This window comes from Virgisporangium ochraceum, assembly GCF_016863655.1.
GTDB classification, from domain to species: Bacteria; Actinomycetota; Actinomycetes; order Mycobacteriales; family Micromonosporaceae; genus Virgisporangium; species Virgisporangium ochraceum.
The window spans coordinates 158,112-177,796 of record NZ_BOPH01000072.1; the positions used below are offsets into that span (position 1 = coordinate 158,112).

A 19,685-nucleotide genomic window follows, 5' to 3' on the forward strand; every position below is an offset into this window, starting at 1 on the left:
CTTAGAAGAACGTGATCTCCGAGTCGGCGACCGAAACAGCTGGTTTGTCGCCGGAAGAGGCGCCCCGGCCCGCCGTGGCACCCGATCCGTGCACCTGGTGCTCCTCCGCCATGGTGTAGTCACGGGCGAGCTCGTCGAGGAGCGCGTTCGAGTCGAGCGGCTTCGGTTCGGGCTCCCCCGCCGAGTCGGCGACGAGCTCCGGGAACCGGTGGATGTTGTCGCGCAGGTGCTCGAGCACCTGCGTCACGCGGTCCTGGAACTGCAGGCTCACCAACGAGTTCGCGATCTCCGACCGGATGCCGATCGCGGCGGTCTCCAGCCGGCTCGACGACTCGCGCGACTCCTCCATGACCGCCTGCAGGTCGTCGAGCACCGTCTGCACGTCGGTGTTCGCCATGGCGACCGCCGACCGCTCGTTCTCGGCGTTCGCCTCGGCGTTGGTGAGCACCGACGTGATGGCGCCGCCGACGTTCGCCACCTTGGTGGCAATGCGCTCACTGGCCTCGCGCGACCGGTCGGCCAGCTGCCGCACCTCCATCGCGACCACGCCGAACGCCGCACCGGCGACGCCGACCCGGGCCGCCTCGATCGACGCGTTGAGCGCCAGCAGGTTCGTCTGCCCCGCGATCTCGCCAACCTCCGTGGCCATCTGCTTGAGCTCCTCGTTGAGCCGCATCAGCGACCGCAGCTCGTTGAGCGCCTCGTGCTTGAGCGCGAGCGTGGAGTCCAACGTGGTCACCACGCCGTTGAGCCGGTCGCGGCCGCGGTCGAACGCATGACCCTGGTCGCCACCCACGGCGGCGGTCGACGACGCCAGCACCGAGTCGAGGTCGTCCACGATCCCGCCGAACTGGTTGGAGACGTCGCTGATCGCGGTCTCCATCTGGCTCCGGCACGAGTCGATCTGCGCCGTCCATACGGGGGCGACCGCGCCGGCGAACTCGGCCACGCTCTGCGCGTAGGCCGCCACCGGCGTCGCCGCCTCCACTGTGGACGATGACGGGCCACCGCGCCGGCCGCGGCGGCCCAACGCGTAACCACCGGCGCCGCCGGCGGCGAGCGCGAGCAGGATCATCAGGGTCTCAGCCATGCCGACGGATCACCTCGGCGATCGAGTCCAGGGGTGCCTGCTGCTCGACCGCGCCGAGCTGCACCGCTTCCTTGGGCATCCCGTACACCACGCAGGTCGCCTCGTCCTGCGCCACCGTCGCGGCGCCGGCGCGGCGCATCTCCAGCAGTCCGCGGGCGCCGTCGTCGCCCATTCCGGTCATGATGACGCCCAGCGCGTTCGCGCCGGCCGCCCGCGCCACCGACCGGAACAGCACGTCGACCGACGGGCGGTGCCGGTTGACCGGCGGCCCGTCGAGCACCCGCACCCGGTACTGGGCACCGTCGCGGACGACCTCGGTGTGCTTCCCGCCCGGAGCGATGAGCGCCCGGCCGGGAAGTACGCGGTCACCGTCGGCGGCCTCCATCACGTCGATCGCGCACATCGTGTCGAGCCGGCCGGCGAACGCGGCGGTGAACTGCTCCGGCATGTGCTGCACGACGACGATTCCCGTGCAGTTCTTCGGGAGTGCGGGCAGCACCTTCTCCAGCGCGTTGGTGCCGCCGGTCGAGGTCCCGATCGCCACCACGCGGTCGGTGCCGACGCCGTACGACGGCGCTCTCACCGGTACCGCGGCGCGTGTCGGCGCCGACACCGCGACGGCCGGAACCGCCGGCACCGCCGCGACGCGCGCCGCCGGAACCAACCTGCGGACGTTGCCGGCGGCCGCGGCCCGGACCGCAGCGACGATGTCGCCGGAGTCGTCCTCCATGAACTTCTTCAGACCGGACGACGGCTTCGGCACGACGCTCACCGCGCCCGCGGCGAGCGCATCCATCGTGGTGCGCATGCCGTGCTGGGTCAGCGTCGAACAGATGATCACCGGAGTGGGGCGGACCTCCATGATGCGGCGCAGGAACGTGAGCCCGTCCATCCGCGGCATCTCGATGTCCAGCACCACCACGTCGGGCCACGACTGGTTCATCGCGCTCATCGCGAAGATGGGATCGGCCGCCACGCGCACCTGGTCGATGTCCGGGCAGCCGCTGAGCCGGGTCGACAGCACCTGTCGGACGACCGCGGAGTCGTCGACGATGAGGACACTGATCGGGCGCCGGCTCACTGCATGCCCCTCCCCACGCAGTCCTCGTTGTGCCGCAGGCGGATCGCGCCGCTGGTCAGGTCGAGGTCGACCACCCGCGGGCCGGTGCCGCCGACGTGCTCCGCTCCGACCCGGAACCCGGCCACCCGCAACAGGATCCGCCCGGCCTCCACGTTCTGTCCGGGTACGTCGAAGGCCCGGCTGCGCTGCGACGGGAACTGCGACCCGCCACCGAACAGTCCCACCTCGTACTCGTCCGGGCGGGTGCCGTGCCGGTGGACCGCGTCGAGGAACATGCGCACCGCCTCTTCGGCATAGCGGCCGTCGAGGGCACGCGAGCGGTCGGCGCGGCCGCGTTTCGGGACCACGTAGTGGCACATCCCACCGACCTGCCTCGTGGGGTGCCACACCGTGATCGCCACGCACGAGCCGAGCAGCGTACGGACCACCGTGACCTGCTCGCCCGGTCGCGAGAAGTAGAAGTCGCCCGGGTGCAACGTGACCTCACCCATCGCCGGCTCCGGGCTGGCGCTGGTAGATGGACGGCTGCGTCATCTTCAGGTCCGCCGGCGCGATGCCGTGCAGGCTCTCGGAGTGGCTGACGATGACGTACCCGCGCGGGTGCAGCATGTCGGTGAGCCGCCTGACGAGCGCCACCTTCGTGTCGGAGTCGAAGTAGATCATCACGTTGCGCAGCATGATGACGTCGAACCGGCCCAGGTCCTGCAGGTTGTCGAGCAGGTTCGCGCGCATGAAACGCACCCGGTCGCGCAGTTCGCGCGAGACGGCCATGAGGCCCTCGTACTCGTCGCGGCCGCGGCGGCAGTACCGGCGCAGCAGCGCGTCCGGGATGCGTTCGGCCGCCGCGATCGGGTAGACGCCGCGCTGCGCCTTGCGCAGCACCGCGGTCGAGATGTCGGTGGCCACGATCTCCCACTGCCGGCCCGGCATCGCGTCGGCGAGCACCATCGCCGCGGTGTACGCCTCCTCGCCGGTCGAGCCGGCTGCGCTCCACAGCCGCAGCGGACGGCTGCCGCGGGGTGCCGGTACGACGACGGTGCGCAGGAAGTCGAAGTGCTGCGGCTCGCGGAAGAAGTAGGTCTCGTTGGTGGTCAACGCGTCGATCGCGACCCGCACCTCGTCGCCGGCCGTGTGCAGCAGCCGCAGGTACTCCCCGTACGAGGCGAGCCCGAGCTGGCGCAGGCGCTTGTCGAGGCGCCCCATGACCAGCGTCTCCTTGCCGGGGGCGAGGAGGATGCCGGTGCGTTGGTGGAGCAGTTCGGCGATGCCGCGGAACTCGTCGCGGGTGATCTGGCGGGGGGCTCCGGTCGCGACCGTCACGGCTCACCCGCGCCGGCCGCCTCGGCCATGGCGTTGTTCAGCGCGGCGATGTCGCGCAGCGACAGCACGCGTCCGATGTCGAGCACGACGATGAAGTCGTTGTCCCGTTTGGCCATGCCGCTGATGTAGTCGGCCCGGATGCCCGCGCCGAACGCGGGCGCCGGCTCGATGTCGTCCGGGGTGAACGTCACGACCTTGTTGACGGCGTCGACCAGGACGCCGATCTGCTGGCTCACCAGTTCCTCGGCGCCGACGGCCTCGCTGATGGTGACGATGATGATGCTGGTGCGCCGGCCGATCACGGTCTCCGCGTGCCCGAACCGCAGCGACAGGTCGATGACCGGAACCGCGCGTCCGCGCAGGTTGATGACACCGCGGATGAAATCGGGCGTCATCGGCACGGCCGTCAGCGGGCGCTGTTCGAGGATCTCGGTGACGTGGAAGATGTCCAGGGCGTATGCGTCGCCCTGCAACGTGAAGGTGAGATAGCGGGTCGCCTCGGCGACGGACGCCTCGCTACGGTCCCGGTCCACGCCGATACTGGTCACCGCTGCTCCTCCCGATGTGCCCGGCCAGCGAACGTCCGACTGTCGAATCGGCCGGTCGGTCGCCGGATCAAGGCTTTTGGACCGACAACAACGCGCCACCACCGGGTTAGTGCGATCGGTCACCAGCGGAAGAGGTGTGAGTCCGGTTCGGGTAGGTTGAACCCGTGGCATTCGATTCGCGTCCCCGGCCGGTACGCCGGTCTGCGCGTCGCCGGGTGCCGCTGCTCACCGCGCTCGCGCTGCTGGTGATGGCCGCCGGCCTCTGGTTCGCCGGAGCCGCCTCCGCACCGGTGCCCGCGCCCAGGCTCCACGCGGCCGAGGCCCGCGTCGCCGCGGCGGAGGCCGCACACGCCGACGAGCCGGCGCCGGCCGAGGAGCCGCCACCGGCCGTCCCTGCCGCCGGAGCGGTCGAGGCCGCCGCGCCCGTCACCGGGCCGCTCGCCGCCGTTCAGGTCGCCATCGCGCCGGCGGTCGCCGGTCCGCGGGCCCCGCCGCACAGCTGACCCGTCAGCAGCGCGCTCTCGACGCACCACCCGCGGACCCAGACTGCGATTCACGCTTCCTTCGGAAGGCGCTTTCCCTCATGGACCAGACCTACACGAGCATGATGTCCGGAATCCCCGCCGCGTTGGTGATCTGGCTGACGCTGATCGGTGTGAGCGCGGCGGCGTTCGCCATCCTCGCCGCGATCGCCGGCCGCGCCCGCCGCCGCGGCGACACCGCGCCGGCCTACGTGTCCGGGCCGGCCTTCGCATTGTCGCCGCACACCGGCGACGTGGCTGCCGCGGAGCCGGCCGCCGCGCCGGTCCGCCGCAACGAGGCGGTGCTGCGCGCGCTGGCGGCCGCCAAGGCGGCCACCGCCGACGAGCCCACGCGCAGCGCAGCGCCGCGGTCGAAGCAGCGGCTCGCCCGGCCGAGGCTGAGCCGCCCGACGTTCGCGCGGCCCCGGACCGCCCGGTCGGAGACCACCCGCCCGGAGGTCCGCGTGCCGGCACCCCGTGAGCCGGAAGCCGCGGCGACGGCCCCCGAGGTCGCCGCCACGCCCGAGAACACCGCGCCCCCTGCTACCGCCGCGGCCGACGCGGTCACCGAGGTGATCCGGGCGGTCGAGGTTCCCGAGGCCGTCGAGACCCGCGGAACGCCCGAGGCCGCCGAAACCCTGCAGGCGCCCGAGGCCGCCGAAACCCTGCAGACGTCCGAGGTTCCGGACGCGCCGCGGTCCGACGAGCAGCGGTTCGCCGACGAGTTGGCCATCGCGGCCGCGCGGGCCGGGGTCACCGCCGACAGGCGCCAGGCCGAGTGGGAGAACGCCCAACGGGCCGTCGACGCGGCGTGGGACGCCTACGAGGCCGCGGAGAACGCGGCCAAGCGCGCGATCCGGGCGGCCGCGTTCCCCTCGCCGGAGACGCCGCTGACGCCGGCCGAGTACGCCGACCGCGAGAAGTACCTGCACCGCGCCGCGCAGGCCGCGCACGCCCGCGGCGAGCTCGACACCGACCAGCTCATCGACGCGCTGTCGCACCGCAACGGCTTCGACCCGCGGCTGCACCCGTTCGAGCAGGACGCCCTGCTGCGCCGGCGCACCCGCGACCGGCTGCTGCGCGTCTACCAGGAAGCGGCGGAGGCCGAGCGCGCCGCGTGGCGGGAGGCCGACCTCGCACGGGCGGCCCAGCGGAGCCTCGACCGGGAGGCGGCGGTCGCCGCCCGGAACGTGTCCGCTCGTCCCGAGCCGGCCGGTGTCTCCCGTCACATCCGCGTCACCACCCCGGTCTTGTCGCTCAGGTAGCCAGCGGGTCTGCCGATGGGAACGACGGAACGTCCGTCCTCCCTTCGGGAGGCCCAGCCGGGAGACCCATGTACCAGACCGTCCATCCGTTGCTCGAAGCGCTCAAGCAGCGCGGTGCCGATCCGGCCGCGCTCGAACGCGCCGCCGCTGAGGCCGAGGCGACCGGACGGTCGATCCGGGCCGTCCTCATCAACGACAACATCGTCACCGAGGACGAGCTGACCGCCGCGTCGGCGGAGGCCAACGGGTTCACGTTCGTCGACCTGTCGACGTTCCGTATCGACGCGGCCGCGACGAACGCGATCCCGCTGCCGATGGTGCTCCGCCACCGCGTGGTCGGCCTGACGATCAGCGACCACGAGATCGTCGTCGGCATCACCGACCCCGACGACATCGTCGCGCTCGACGACGTCCGCGCGGCCACCGGTCTCATGGTGCGCCCGGTCGTGGTCGCCCGCACCGAGATGCGGAAGGTCATCGAGCGGCTGCGCCGCGAGGAGAACGACCTCGCCGACCTCGCGTCGAGCCTGCGCACCGAGGAGACCACCACCGTCTCTAACCTGCTGGCCAGCGACGACGACGCGCCGATCGTGCGGTACATCAACTCCCTGCTGGAGCAGGCGATCCAGAACCGCGCGTCGGACCTGCACCTGGAACCCACCGAGCACGACCTGCGCATGCGGTACCGGATCGACGGCGTGCTCCACGAGATCGACCGCGTGCCCCGCGACGTGCAGGGCGCGCTCGTCTCGCGCCTCAAGATCATGTCCAATGTGGACATCACCGAGCGCCGCGTGCCGCAGAACGGCCGCATCACGGTGGAGCTGCGCCAGCGCAAGGTCGACCTGCGGTTGGCGACGCTGCCCACGGTGTGGGGCGAGAAGGTCGTGCTGCGGGTGCTCGACACCGGCGGCATCGACCTGCAGCTGCGCAAGCTCGGCTTCACCGAGCGCAACCACGTGCGGTTCTCGAAGTCGTTCAACAAGCCGCACGGGATGGTGCTGGTCACCGGTCCCACCGGATCGGGAAAGAGCACCACGCTCTACGCGACGCTCGCCGAGATCAGCAAGCCCACCATCAACATCATCACCGTCGAGGACCCGGTCGAGTACCGGCTCGCGGGCATCAACCAGGTGCAGGTGGACGCGAAGGCCGGCATGACGTTCGCGGCCGTGCTCCCGGCCATCCTGCGATCGGACCCCGACGTCGTGCTCATCGGTGAGATCCGGGACCGGGTCACCGCCCAGCTCGCCGTCGAGGCCTCGCTCACCGGTCACCTCGTACTGTCCACATTGCACACCAACGACGCGCCCAGCGCCGTCACCCGGCTCATCGAGATGGGCATCGAGCCGTTCCTCGTCGGCTCCTCGCTCGACGCGGTGCTGGCGCAGCGGCTCGCCCGGCGCCTGTGCGACTGGTGCAAGGAGCAGTACCTGCCCACCGAGGAGGAGCTGGTCGCCGCCCGCTGGCCGGAGCAGGAGCTCGGTGTGCCGCACTCGCTGTGGAAGCCGGTCGGCTGCAAGACGTGCTCCAACACCGGTTACCGGGGACGCATGGCGTTGCACGAGGTGATGCCGGTGACGGAGGAGATCGAGCGGCTGGCGATCAAGCGCTCCTCGGCCGGCGAGATCCACACCGTGGCGATCGAGGAGGGCATGCACGACCTCCGCGTCGACGGCCTGTTCAAGGCGATGGAGGGGCAGACCTCCATCACCGAGGTCCTGCGGGTAGCCATCTAGGAGCGGGACAAGCTAAACCGGGGAGCACTCCGGCCGACATGAAGGGCATGGAGGGACTTCAGACGCTGTTGCCGCCTCGCGGTGACGAGCGCGCCGCGCTGGACACGATGCTCTTCGCGATGGTCAACGCGGGCGGGTCCGACCTGCACCTCACCGTCGGTGCGCCGCCGACCGTGCGGGTCAACGGCCAGATGCGGTACCTGCCGGAGTACCCGCCGCTGGAGCCGCACGACACGGCGATGCTCGTGCGGGCGGCCACCTCCGACGAGCAGTGGGCGTTCTTCGAGGAGAAGCACGAGCTCGACTTCGCGTACAGCGTCGACGGCCTGTCGCGGTTCCGGGTGAACCTCTACATCCAGCGCGGCTCGTGCGGCGCGGCGTTCCGGGGCATCCCGCACACCATCAAGCCGCTCGAGGAGCTGGGCGTTCCCGCCAGCGTGGCGCGGTTCGCCGAACTGCACCGCGGGCTGGTGCTCGTGACCGGTCCCACCGGTTCGGGAAAGACCACGACGCTCGCCGCGCTGCTCGACCTCGCCAACCGCACGCGGTCCTCGCACATCATCACCATCGAGGACCCCATCGAGTTCCTCCATCACCACAAGCAGTGTCTGGTGAACCAGCGCGAGGTCGGCGCCGACACCGACTCGTTCGCCACCGCGCTCAAGCACGCGCTGCGGCAGGACCCCGACATCATCCTCGTCGGTGAGCTCCGCGACCTGGAGACCACGTCGACGGCGTTGACGGCGGCCGAGACCGGTCACCTCGTGCTGGCGACGCTGCACACGCAGAGCGCGGCGCAGACCGTCGACCGCGTCATCGACATCTTCCCGCCGCACCAGCAGCACCAGGTGCGCGCCCAGCTCTCCGCGGCGCTGCAGGGCGTGGTGACGCAGGCGCTCGCGCCGCGCGCCGACGGGCAGGGTCGCACGATCATCACCGAGATCATGTTCGCCACGGCGGCGATCCGGAACCTCATCCGCGAGGGCAAGAACCACCAGATCCCCTCGTTCATGCAGGCCGGTGGGCGCGAGGGGATGCTCTCGTTCGACCAGCACCTCGCCGAACGCGTGCAGCAGCGGCTGATCACGTTCGAGCAGGGGCTCAGCCTGTGCCACTCCGCCGAGGACTTCCAGCGGCTGTCCGGAAGGATGTGAGCCGGTGCCGATCACCAAGGAGTTCACCTACGAGACCGTCGGCGCCGGCGGCAAGCGCGAGAAGGGCAAGATCGAGGCCTCCAACGAGACGGCCGCCGCGGTCCAGCTGCGCGCGCAGGGGCTGGTGCCCCTGTCGATCTCCGAGAACAACTCGGTGCTGCAGAAGGACCTGAAGATTCCCGGCCTGTCCGGGCGCACCACGCTCAAGGACCTGTCGGTGTTCTCCCGTCAGTTCGCGACGATGAGCGCGGCCGGCATGTCGCTGCTGCGCACGCTCGCGGTCATGGAGGACCAGACCGAGAAGGCCTCGCTGAAGAAGGCGATCGGCGAGGTGCGGCTCGACGTCGAGGGCGGCATGCCGTTGTCGGCGGCGATGGCCCGCCACGACCGGGTGTTCCCGTCGCTGATGGTCGCGATGGTGAAGTCGGGTGAGACCGGTGGTTTCCTCGACGACGCGTTGGAGCGCATCGCGGGCAGCTTCGAGAAGGACTCCGCGCTGCGCGGGAAGATCAAGAGTGCGCTGACGTACCCGGTGATGGTGCTGGCGTTCAGCGTGGTGATGATCGCCGCGGTGCTCATCTTCATCGTGCCCATCTTCGAGAAGATGTTCCGCGACCTCGGCGGCGAGCTTCCGCTGCCGACGCAGATCATCGTGTCGGCGAGCAACACCATCGCGTGGTCGGGTCCGCTCACCGTGGTGGTCGTCGTGGTGCTCACGGCCATCTTCCGCGCCCAGCTGCGCCGCAGTCCCGGGCTACGGATGTTCACCGACAAGGTGAAGCTGAAGCTGCCGGTGTTCGGTCCGCTGTTCACGAAGATCGCGATCAGCCGGTTCTCCCGGAACCTCGGAACCCTGTTGAGCGTCGGCATCCCCGTGATGCAGGCGTTGAGTGTGGTGGGTGCGACCACCGGCAACTCGGTGATCGCGGCGGTGGCCACGGCCATGCAGAACTCGGTACGCGAGGGACGCACGATGTCGGCGCCCCTCGGTCAGTACCCGGTCTTTCCGCGCATGGTGACCCAGATGATGGAAGTTGGCGAAGAGAGCGGCCAAATAAGTCAGATGCTCGGCAAGATTGCCGACTTCTACGACCGGGAGGTCGACGACGCGGCCGAGTCACTGACCGCGGCACTTGAACCCATCATGGTGCTTTTCATGGGCGCCCTGATCGGCGGAATGGTCGTCTGCCTGTACCTGCCGATGTTCTCGGTCTACCAGAACATCCAAGGCGTGGAGTGAGTCTCCGCGCATCCCGCCCGACCGGCAGCCAGCCGGGCCGGAACAACACCACCCGTCCCACCCCCACTTGAGTCGCAGGAGGCTCACATGCGTAAGACCCTCAACGGGATGCGCAATCGCGGCAACGAAGACCGCGGCTTCACCATGATCGAGCTGCTCGTGGTGGTCGTCATCATCGGTGTGCTGGTCGCGATCGCCGTCCCGGTGTACCTCAACTACCGAAAGGGCGCGGCCAACAAGTCGGCCGCCGCCGACGTCCGCAGCGCGATCACGGCGGTCGAGCAGTACTACACCGACAACGGCAACGCCTACCCGGCCGCCCCCGCGCCGCTGGTGTCGGCCGACGGCGTGCTCAAGCTCACCGGCGGTTCCGAGCAGACGATCACCGTGTCGCCCGGCAACGTGCTGGCGTACCAGAACTACCTGAAGGACGGCACGGCCGCGTCGTACCGCCTCTGCGCGATCAACACCGACGGCGGCCAGATGTACCGCTACGACAGCGGTGTCGGCGGATCGGTCATCAAGTTCACCGGCAGCAACGCGGCGACGTGCGCCACGACCGCCAGCGCGTAGTTCAGTGATCGCCGGCGGTGGCGGCTGCCGAATGGCGCCGCTGCCGCCGGCCCCGAGCCGTTCCGCGAAGACCCGAGAGGACGCGATGACTCCCCTACTCGTACTGGCCGGCGTGCTCGGGCTCGCGGTCGGTTCGTTCCTGAACGTGGTGGTCCACCGCGTTCCGCGGGGGGAGTCCTTGCTGCGACCGGCGTCGCACTGCCCGGCCTGCGACCGGCCGGTGCGGCCCTGGGAGAACGTGCCGGTGCTCAGCTGGCTCGCCCTGCGCGGGCGGTGCGCCGGCTGCAAGGTGCGCATCAGCGTCCGTTACCCCCTGGTCGAGGCGGCCACCGCCGCGCTGTTCGTCGCCATCACGCTCCGGTTCGGTGTGAGCCCGGAGCTTCCGGCGTACCTGTACCTCGGCGCGGTGTCTCTCGCGCTGGCCCTCATCGACCTCGACGTGCGACGGCTGCCCAACGCGATCGTCCTACCGTCCTATGTGGTCGGTGCCGCGCTCCTCGCGCTGCCGGCCGTGCTCGGCCCGGACTGGCACGCCGCCGGTCGCGCGCTGCTCGCGATGGCCGTGCTGTTCGCCCTGTTCCTCGGGATCGCGTCGCTGTACCGCGGCGGCATGGGTCTCGGCGACGTGAAGCTCGCCGGCGTGCTCGGGCTCTACCTCGGGTGGCTCGGCTGGAGCTCGGTCGTCGTCGGCGCGTTCAGCGGGTTCCTGCTCGGCGGGATCGTCGGCGCGGCGCTCATGGCGGCCCGTAGGGCGTCCCGGAAGACGCCGATCCCGTTCGGCCCGTTCATGCTCGCCGGCGCGCTGCTCGCGGTGTTCCTCGCCGACCCGATCGCGTCCTGGTACACGACCACGTTCCTCACCCCGGCCTGACCGTACACAAAGGAGCATCCATGGCCAGCTCGCTCGTCGGTCTCGACATCGGTTCGGCGTCGATCCGTGCCGCCGAGACCGGTAAGCGGCGCGACGGGCTGGCCGTCAACGCGTTCGGCGCGGTGCCCCTGCCGCCCGGTGCGGTGCAGGCGGGCGTCATCCAGGACGAGGCGGCGGTGACCGCCGCGCTGAAGCACCTGTGGTCGACGGCCCGGCTGCGCGGCCGCAAGGTGGCGCTGGGAGTGAGCAACCCGCAGGTCGTGGTGCGCAAGATGGACCTGGCCAACCTGCCCCGCGCGGAACTGCGCCGGTCGCTTCCGTTCCAGGTACGCGACTCGCTCCCGCTTCCGGTCGAGCGTTCGCTGCTGGACTTCTACCCGCTCGACCACAGCGACGGCGAGACCGTCGAGGGCCTGCTGGTCGCCTCTCCCAAGGAGCCGGTGGTCGCCGCGATCCGGGCGATCCAGAAGGCCGGTCTCCAGGTGGCGAAGGTCGACCTGGGTTCGTTCGCGCTGCTGCGCTCCGCGGCGTTCCTCGACTCCAACGTGGAGGCGATCGTCGAGATCGGCGCCCAGATGACCACGGTGATCGCGCACGTCGACGCCGTTCCGCTGATCGTGCGCACGGTTCCCCGCGGCGGTGCCGAGATCACCGAGGCCATCGCGGCCCGCATGAGCATCGACCTCGCCGAGGCGGAGAACCGCAAACGCCAGAACGGACTCATCGGACCGGACACCGCGGTGACCGCGCTGATCGACGAGGCGGTCCGCCCGCTGATCAACGAGGTCCGCAGCTCGTTCGCCTACCTCAACACGGGCGACCGGCAGATGCGGGTGGCCCGGGTGATGCTCGCCGGCGGCGGTGCGCTGCTGGCCGGTCTCCCCGCGAAGCTGGCCGCCCACCTGAACCTGGACGTCACGTTCGCGGACCCGCTCATCCGCTTCAACATCGGCCGGCGCACCGTCCCGGAGGCGTTGACTCCGAGCCGGGTCGCCGCCGCCGTCTGTATCGGCCTCACGATGGGAGCAGCCTGATGGCCACGGTGATGTCGCATCCGGACCAGAAGCACGACCCGTCCGACCAGCACACCACGACGCTCATGAACCCGCTGCGCACGCCCGGGATCCATGCCGACCTCCTGCCGATGGAGGTCTTCGTCTCGCGGCGCACCCAGCGCATCGGCCGCTACGCCACGTTCGCGCTGGTGCTGGTCACCGTGCTGTTGACGCTCTGGTACGGACTGGAGGTCATCCGCACCACGTCGGCCGAGACCGACCGCGACCAGATGCTCGACAGCGTGCAGAGCCTCAAGCGCCAGCAGGCGAAGTTCGACCAGCTGGTGAAGACGCAGGCGCAGGCGAAGGCCATCAACGCACAGCTGGCCGCGCTCATGTCCAACGACATGCTGTGGTCGCGGCTGACCGCCGCGCTGCTCGCCGTGGCCCCCGACGACGTCGACATCAGCGGCATCTCGGCGAACGTCCCCGCGGTCGGCACGGACACGGCGACGACACGCAACCTCATCGGTCCGCCGACCGTGAAGGTCCTCGGAACCCTGTCGATCAACGGCGTGGGACCGCGTAAGGACGTCGTGGCGCTCTACGTCGACGCGCTGGACACGGTGCCGGGGCTGGCGAACTCGTTCCTCACGAACGCGACGCAGAGCGAGCGGGGCTACGAGTTCACGGTGCGGGTCGACATCACCTCCGCGGCGCTGGACAACCGCTACAAGCCGTCGGCGAGCCCCAGCGCGGGTGGTGGCCAGTGACGTGGCTCCTGCGGCCCGATCGTCTGTGGATGTTCGGTGCGTTGGCCGGCGCGGTCGCGCTGTCCGCGCTGGCCTGGTTCCTGCTGATCGGTCCGCAACGCGACGCTACCGTCGGCGTCGAGGACGAGACCGTCGCGGCGGAGGGGCAGGTGGTCGTCGAGCAGCGCAAGCTGGCCCGCCTCAACACCGAGTTCGCCGACAGCCAGCGGTTCGCCGCCGAGCTGGCGGCCAACCGGCAGGCGCTGCCGCTCGTGGCCGCGACCGGTGACCTGCTCCGCGAGCTCCAGAACGCCGGTGAGGCGGCCGGGGTCACGGTGCCCAGCCTGTCGGCCGGCAGCCCCGTCGAGCTCAAGGAAAACGCCGGCGTGGCCTCCGTGACGATCACGATCGCCGCCGTCGGCCAGATGCAGAAGCTGCAACGCTTCCTCGACCAGATCCAGCGGATCCAGCCCCGGGCGATGCTCGTGTACACCGTCACGTTCGCGCCGAACGACTCCGGCGGGTCGCTGACCGGAGCCACCTCCCAGCTGACGGTCAGCGCCCAGATCTTCGTCGCGCTGCACACGGCGTCCGGATCCACCGCGCCGGCCACGACCGCGCCCAGCGCGAACTGACCATGCCCGGCCGCCGTTCCCACGACGACGGGGTGACGCTGATCGAGGTGCTGGTCGCGATCGCCCTCGTCGGCGTCACGATGACCGCTGTCACGTCGTTCTTCATCCGCACGATCGACGCGACCGGGCAGCAGCGAGGCAAGCAGGTCTCGACGCACCTCGCCGACTCGGCCATGGAACGGGTCCGCGCGCTCAAGGGGTCGTCGGTCGCCGACGGCCGCAAGGCGCTGATCGACTGCACCCCCGACTGCACCGGAAGTCCGGTCGTCACCCTGCCCGGCGGCACGAACTGGCGGAACCTGGTCGACGGGATCAACGTGCCGGTGCTGCCGGTCGTGCCGGAGACCGTCACCGTCGCGGGCTTGAGCTACGAGCGGTACTGGTACGTCGGCGAGTGCCGCATGGCCTCCCTCACCCTTCTCGGCACCACCGACTGCGGCACGGCGCTACCGGTCAGCAGCACGACAGCGGTGAAGATGTTCCGCGTGGTCGTCGCGATCACGTGGTCCAACAAGAACTGCCGCGCCGGCCGGTGCTCGTTCGTCAGCTCGACCCTGGTGAGCGCCGAGCCCGACGAGCCGGTCTTCAACGAGAACGAGACCGCGCCGTCGCCGGTGATCGAGAACCCCGGCAACATCGACACCGACCTCGGCACCGCGGTCGACCGGACGTTCGCCACCACCGGCGGCGCGCCTCCGGTGACCATCAGCGGCGACAACCTCCCGCCGGGGCTGACCCTGTCGTCGAACGGACGCCTGACGGGCACCCCGACGACGCGCGGCTCGTACTCGGTGGTGCTGCGGGTCAAGGACATCCGGGGCCGGGTCGGCACCGCCTCGTTCATCTGGACCATCTACTCCGTCCCGAAGCTCACCAACCCGGGCAACCAGACGACCGCCGTCGGTGTGCCGGTCAACCTGGCGGTCGCCAACACCGGCCCCGGCGAGGGCACCATCACCTGGACCCTCACCGGTGTCCCGCCGACCGGCATCACGTTCAACGCCTCCACCGGGGTGTTCTCGGGGGTGCCGACGCTCGTGCGGCCGGCGGTGTCGCTCACGGTCCGCGCGACCGACTCGCGCGGCAAGTTCAGCGACGCCGCGTTCACGTGGACCACGATCGCCGACTGGTACGTGGCGACGGTGGCCGCGAAGAACTCCACCCGCAACACCGCGATCGCCACCCAGACGCTCACGGCCGTCGGTGGTCAGGCTCCGTACACGTGGACGCAGACCGGGTTGCCGCCCGGGCTGAGCCTGAACGGGACCACCGGCCAGATCACCGGAACGCCGTCGACGGTCGGCACCTACACGGTGACGGTCACCGCCCGGGACGCCCGCTTCCAGACCCGGCAGACCAGCTTCCAGTGGAAGGTCACCGGATGACGCACGAGGACGACGAGGGCGTCACCCTCATCGAGCTGACCGTCTCACTGATGATCATGTCGGTCATGCTGACGATGTTCACGACCGCCGCGCTGCAGATGTACCGGGCGGCCAACAAGTCCGAGTCGGTAGCGTCCGCGCAGGCCGACCTGAACGTCGTGTTCCTCCGGCTCGACAAGATCGTGCGCTACGCGTCCTGGATCAGCGACCCGCAACAGGTCGGCGTGAAGCACGACATCCGCATGCTCACCACCACCAGCAGCGACGGGCAGCGCTGCTACGGACTCAAGGTCACCGGCGGAACCGCGAGCCGGCTCCTGATCACCGAGTGGAACCCCGACGACCTCAACAGCCGGCCCACCGCCGCGGAGTTCGCCCTCGACGGCCGGATCTGGACGACGCTCGCCAACGACGTCACCGCGCCCGGCAGCGAGAAGCCGTTCGAACGGGTTCCCGCCGACTCCGTCCAGAACTTCGACCGCCTGCAGCTGAGGCTGGAAGCGACGAAGGGCTCGAACGAGAGCCGGACGAAGAGCGACACCAACGTCCGGTTCACCGCACTCAACACGTCGCTGGCGAGGTCGTCGACCGACCTCTGCCCGCTGAGATAGGGCCAGAGATGACCAGTCTCCGCGCGTTCTCCCGTGACGACGAGGGCTCGATGCCGCTCGCGATGCTGCTGATCCTCATCTCGGTGACGCTCAGCGCCGTGATGACCCCGATCCTGCTCAGCCAGGTGCAGTCCACCCGCACCGACGTGCGCCGGGTGCACGCGCTGCACGCCGCGCAGGCCGGCATCGACGTGGCGATGGCCTACATCCGCAACACCCAGGACAAGCTCAACGACCGCATCGGCCTGCTGAACCTGTTGCCGTGCTGGGGCTACACCGGCCTGGGCGGCACGCCGGCGTACGAGGGGAAGGTCGACGGGTCGAGCACCGCCAGGTACCAGGTGAGCGTCGAGTACTACAAGAAGGACCCGCGCAACCTGCTCACCACGCTGCTCGACCGGGTGTCGTGCTCGCTCGGCATCGGTCCGGTGGAGACGCCGAAGTTCGCCCTCCTGAAGGCCACGGGCACCGACACCGGTACCGGTGCGATCGGCTCGACGGCGACCCGCACGCTCACCGCCACCTACGTCTTCAACATCACCAACGCCAACATCCCCGGCGGGCTGATCCACGTCTACCGCGATGCGGTGAGCGACGACCTGTGCATGGCCGCCGAGTCGGGCCTGCCCACGCCCGGCCGGAACCTGCGGGTCAAGAAGTGCGACTACAGCGACCCGTCGCAGATCTGGATCTACAACCAGTACCTGATGATCGTGCTGTCCTCGACGAGAACCACCGACAAGCCGTTGGGGATGTGCGTCGAGATGGCGGCGCCGCAGACGGCCGGCAAGAACGCCGTGGTCAACGACTGCACGGCGGTGACGCAGCCACGACAACAGTGGAGCACCAACGACAGCGCGAACCTGCAGGGCACCACCGACGGTGTCAACCTCAACGGCACGTGCCTGGTGGTGCAGAGCCCGAACGTCGACGGCAGCAACGTGGTCGGCGGCACCTGCGGCGGCCCGTACAACAACGTGCACACCTGGTCGCTGGAGGCGCGGGTCGGCGCGGGCTCGGCGGGCCTGACCACCGGCCAGGTCGTCAACTTCAGCCAGTTCGGCCGGTGCATGGACATCACCGAGGTCAACGTCAACAAGGGCTACCTGATCGTGTGGCCGTGCAAGCAGGCGCCCGACCCGAACAAGGTGCTGTGGAACCAGAAGTTCACGATGCCGGCGATCAACCCGCTGACGAACTCCGGCACCGGCCCGGTGACGACGACCAACCCGACCACCGGCGTCAAGTACTGCCTGAAGAGCCCGGGATCGACCGCGCCGGGCCGCTACGTCACCGTGACCCCGTGCCCGACGATCCCGACCGTGGACCTGCTCTGGACGTTCTTCGGTCACAACGTGAACTACGCGACCAGTTACATCCTCGTCGACTACCAGCTCAACTGCATGGCGCCGACCGACCCGAAGGTCGACAAGTACGGCAGCGGCGAGAACGTCAGCAAGATCGTGATGGCCAAGTGCAACGGGTCGACGGGCCAGAAATGGAACGCGCCGCCGAACGTCCAGATGCTCTTCCCGTTGAAGGACATCCACGAGGACTGATCACAGCGCGTACGCGACCGCGTCGATCAGGCCGGGCAGCGGCCCCCGGCCGGGCGGTGGCGCCACGGTGACGATCACCTGGTCGCCGTCGACGACGAGGCGGTCGGGGATGCCGTTGCGCGCGCCGTCGGGCAGGTAGGCCTGCCACAGGTCCGCGCCGGTGAGGTCGTGTGCCGACACCCGACCGTCGGGGCCGGCGACCACCACGGCCCGCCCCGGCGCGACGGCCATCCGCGACCCGGGCGTCTCGACCTGCCACTGCATAAGGCCGTCGTCGATCCGCCGGGCGCGGACCCGTTCGGCGGCCGTCAGCACGAGGTCGCCGGCCAGCACCAGGTCGGTGACCGGCATCTGCGACCGGTCGGCCCACGCCTCGCTGCCGTCGGCCAGCCGCAGCGAGCGGAACTCCCCCGCGTCGCGCACCACCACGAAGTCGCCGGCCACGACGGCCTGGGTGTAGTTCCAGGCGTGGCTGTAGCCCGGTGGGCGGGGAGGCCCCTCGCCCGGCCGGCCGGGGCCGTCGGGTCGGCCGCCCGGCGGCGGCCCGGATGGCGGCCCGGCCGCCTCGACGCTCTTCTCGTCGACCACCGCCGGTGCCGGGACGTCGACGCTCCACCGGGGGGTGCCGGTGGCCGCCTCGTGCAGGGCGATCCGCACGCGGTCACCGAGGCGGTCATGGGTGACCAGCCACTGGTCGTCGGCGTACAGCGGCGTTCCGCCGCCGGGGCGGCGCCACGCGATGCCGCCGTCGGCGCGCACGGCGGCGAGGTAGGCCCCGGTCGCGGGTGCGCCGGTGCTGCCGGTGCCGTCGGTGCCCGGCGGGGTGACCGCGGTGCCGCCGGCCCCCACGAAGGCCAGCGTCGGCGAGACCGCGACCCGGCGCACCGATCCCGACGGGAACCGGAACTCCTCGTCGCCGGTCGTCGCGTTCAGCCGCACCAGCAGCTCACCACCGGCGACGAGCACCGAACCGCCCCACCGGTGCAGCCCGACCAGCCCGTTCGGCACCTGCCGGTTCCACCGGTCCCCGCCGCCCGGTCCTCTCGCCCGCACCGCGGTGCGGCTGCCGGCCGCCACCACGTCCGCGCCGAGCGGGACCAGCCAGACCGCTTCCGGCGCCGGCCGTCCACCGCTCTCCCCCGAGGCCGGCGGCGCGCCGTAGGGCGCCGGTACCGGCTCCGCGCCCGTGCGGCTCTGCCACAGCAGCGTCCCGCCGGCCCGGCGCTGCGGGTCGCCGTCACCGCCGCCGTCGTCGCGCACGTACCGGCCGACCAGCCCGGCCGCGACGCCGCCGGCGGTCGCCAGCCCCACCAGCCCGCCGGCCAGCACGAGCCGCCGCCGCGACACCCGCCGGATCCGCCGTGGCGTGAGCACCGCCGAGAACGGCACGTCGGAGATCGCCTGGTGCCAGCCCGGCTCCGGCGCCGACACCCCGGCCGCGGCCAGCATGCTCGACAACTCGGCCGCCGTCGGCCGGTCGCGCGCGTCGGAGCTCAGGCACCGCATGATCATGGGACGCAGTTCGCCCGGCACCCGGCCCAGGTCGAACCGTCCCTTGATGATGGCCATCATCTGCGCGTAGACGGTGTCGCTGTCGTCGACGAGCGTGCGCGCCGTGGCGGCGTAGTACATGGTGGCGCCGAGCGAGAAGATGTCGGTCGCCGGTGTGGCCTCGCCGCCGTGGATCCGCTCCGGCGCCATGTACGACGGGGTGCCGACCACGAGGCTGCTGGTCATGCGGGTCGCCTTCGGCGAGAGCACCACCCCGAAGTCGATGATGTACGGCCCCACGTCGCCGAGCAGCACGTTGCTGGGCTTGAGGTCGCGGTGCACCAGGCCGGCCGCGTGGATGGAGGCGAGCGCCTCGGCGAGGCCGGCCGCCAACGTCAGCACGGCTCCGGGCGACAGAGCGCCGTGGCCCTCGACCCACCGCTCCAGGCTCGGCCCCTCGATGTAGGTCGTGGCCAGCCACGGCGCCTCCGCGGACAGGTCGGAGTCGACCACCGCCGCCGTGAACAGAGGGTTGACCTCCCGCACGGCCGCCACCTCGCGGGCGAACCGCCGCCGGAACACCGGGTCGTCGACCAGGTCGGGCCGGATCACCTTGATGGCCACGGGCCGCCCGGACCGCGACTGCCCCAGGTAGACCCGGCCCATCCCCCCGTTGCCCAGGACGCCGAGCACCTTGTATGACCCGATCACCGTGGGATCGGTGTCGCTGAGTGGCCTCATCGGCCGCTCCGGGGGAGGTCCATCACTGCAGATCGTATCCAGCGCGTACTTGATCAGTAGTCCCCACTGCCGGGGCCACGACGTCCAGTGCCGCCTTCGGGGTGAACCGCGCAC

General features: G+C 70.7%; 19 protein-coding genes. 13 read left to right on the forward strand and 6 right to left on the reverse strand.

Translation table 11 applies throughout. The annotated features are described in order from the left end of the window. Position 1: 1 nt before the first annotated feature. Genes Voc01_RS25125 through Voc01_RS25145 form a run of 5 tightly spaced genes read right to left on the reverse strand, consistent with a single transcriptional unit; the run spans position 2 to position 4,039 of the window. Entirely contained in the window at positions 2-1,090 is a 1,089-nt protein-coding gene (locus Voc01_RS25125) for a methyl-accepting chemotaxis protein (RefSeq protein ID WP_203929986.1), read from the reverse strand. After that, positions 1,083-2,171 (reverse strand): protein-glutamate methylesterase/protein-glutamine glutaminase, encoded by a 1,089-nt coding sequence (locus tag Voc01_RS25130; protein WP_203929987.1) that lies wholly within the window; start codon positions 2,169-2,171, stop codon positions 1,083-1,085. Before Voc01_RS25130 ends, Voc01_RS25125 begins: the two co-directional genes overlap by 8 nt. Then, a complete protein-coding gene (locus Voc01_RS25135; RefSeq protein WP_203929988.1) occupies positions 2,168-2,662 on the reverse strand; it encodes a hypothetical protein in 495 nt (164 codons plus the stop codon). The genes Voc01_RS25130 and Voc01_RS25135 overlap by 4 nt, the downstream gene beginning before the upstream one ends. Beyond that, entirely contained in the window at positions 2,655-3,491 is an 837-nt protein-coding gene (locus Voc01_RS25140; protein ID WP_203929989.1) for a CheR family methyltransferase, read from the reverse strand. The genes Voc01_RS25135 and Voc01_RS25140 overlap by 8 nt, the downstream gene beginning before the upstream one ends. Continuing rightward, the gene (locus tag Voc01_RS25145) at positions 3,488-4,039 is read right to left on the reverse strand and encodes a chemotaxis protein CheW (RefSeq protein WP_239160473.1); all 552 of its coding nucleotides are present in this window, start codon (positions 4,037-4,039) and stop codon (positions 3,488-3,490) included. The genes Voc01_RS25140 and Voc01_RS25145 overlap by 4 nt, the downstream gene beginning before the upstream one ends. A 164-nt stretch (positions 4,040-4,203) precedes the next feature. On the opposite strand from Voc01_RS25145, the gene Voc01_RS25150 reads away from it, so the two are divergent. The 13 genes from Voc01_RS25150 to Voc01_RS25210 all read left to right on the forward strand — a co-directional run bounded on the left by Voc01_RS25150 (position 4,204) and on the right by Voc01_RS25210 (position 17,339). Beyond that, the gene (locus Voc01_RS25150; protein WP_203929991.1) at positions 4,204-4,542 is read left to right on the forward strand and encodes a hypothetical protein; all 339 of its coding nucleotides are present in this window, start codon (positions 4,204-4,206) and stop codon (positions 4,540-4,542) included. Between the two features lie 80 nt (positions 4,543-4,622). Further along, positions 4,623-5,825, forward strand: a complete 1,203-nt coding sequence (locus Voc01_RS25155; protein WP_203929992.1) for a hypothetical protein — start codon at positions 4,623-4,625, stop codon at positions 5,823-5,825. 68 nt (positions 5,826-5,893) lie between these two features. Further along, positions 5,894-7,564 carry a GspE/PulE family protein gene (locus Voc01_RS25160; RefSeq protein WP_203929993.1) on the forward strand — a complete coding sequence of 557 codons (1,671 nt, stop codon included), beginning with the start codon at positions 5,894-5,896 and terminating at the stop codon, positions 7,562-7,564. Positions 7,565-7,611: 47 nt separating this feature from the next. Continuing rightward, complete coding sequence (locus Voc01_RS25165; protein ID WP_203929994.1) at positions 7,612-8,718, forward strand: type IV pilus twitching motility protein PilT; 1,107 nt, start codon at positions 7,612-7,614, stop codon at positions 8,716-8,718. A 4-nt stretch (positions 8,719-8,722) separates the two neighbouring features. Further along, positions 8,723-9,958, forward strand: coding sequence for a type II secretion system F family protein (locus Voc01_RS25170; protein WP_203929995.1), 1,236 nt, complete (start codon positions 8,723-8,725; stop codon positions 9,956-9,958). Between the two features lie 87 nt (positions 9,959-10,045). Beyond that, positions 10,046-10,531: a type II secretion system protein gene (locus Voc01_RS25175; RefSeq protein ID WP_203929996.1), complete on the forward strand. Its 486-nt coding sequence runs from the start codon at positions 10,046-10,048 to the stop codon at positions 10,529-10,531. 85 nt (positions 10,532-10,616) lie between these two features. Further along, the gene (locus Voc01_RS25180; protein ID WP_203929997.1) at positions 10,617-11,402 is read left to right on the forward strand and encodes a prepilin peptidase; all 786 of its coding nucleotides are present in this window, start codon (positions 10,617-10,619) and stop codon (positions 11,400-11,402) included. A gap of 20 nt (positions 11,403-11,422) precedes the next feature. Next, entirely contained in the window at positions 11,423-12,436 is a 1,014-nt protein-coding gene (gene pilM / locus Voc01_RS25185) for a type IV pilus assembly protein PilM (protein ID WP_203929998.1), read from the forward strand. After that, positions 12,436-13,170 carry a PilN family protein gene (locus Voc01_RS25190; RefSeq protein WP_203929999.1) on the forward strand — a complete coding sequence of 245 codons (735 nt, stop codon included), beginning with the start codon at positions 12,436-12,438 and terminating at the stop codon, positions 13,168-13,170. Before pilM ends, Voc01_RS25190 begins: the two co-directional genes overlap by 1 nt. Before the next feature lie 29 nt (positions 13,171-13,199). Further along, a complete protein-coding gene (locus Voc01_RS25195; protein WP_203930000.1) occupies positions 13,200-13,784 on the forward strand; it encodes a type 4a pilus biogenesis protein PilO in 585 nt (194 codons plus the stop codon). Between the two features lie 2 nt (positions 13,785-13,786). Then, entirely contained in the window at positions 13,787-15,169 is a 1,383-nt protein-coding gene (locus Voc01_RS25200; protein WP_203930001.1) for a putative Ig domain-containing protein, read from the forward strand. Next, a complete protein-coding gene (locus Voc01_RS25205) occupies positions 15,166-15,780 on the forward strand; it encodes a PulJ/GspJ family protein (protein WP_203930002.1) in 615 nt (204 codons plus the stop codon). Before Voc01_RS25200 ends, Voc01_RS25205 begins: the two co-directional genes overlap by 4 nt. Positions 15,781-15,788: 8 nt before the next feature. Next, positions 15,789-17,339, forward strand: a complete 1,551-nt coding sequence (locus Voc01_RS25210; RefSeq protein ID WP_203930003.1) for a DNA-directed RNA polymerase subunit beta family protein — start codon at positions 15,789-15,791, stop codon at positions 17,337-17,339. Here the strand turns inward: Voc01_RS25210 and Voc01_RS25215 are convergent, their stop codons facing one another. After that, positions 17,340-19,571, reverse strand: coding sequence for a serine/threonine-protein kinase (locus Voc01_RS25215; protein ID WP_203930004.1), 2,232 nt, complete (start codon positions 19,569-19,571; stop codon positions 17,340-17,342). It lies immediately after the preceding gene. Positions 19,572-19,685 lie beyond the last annotated feature (114 nt).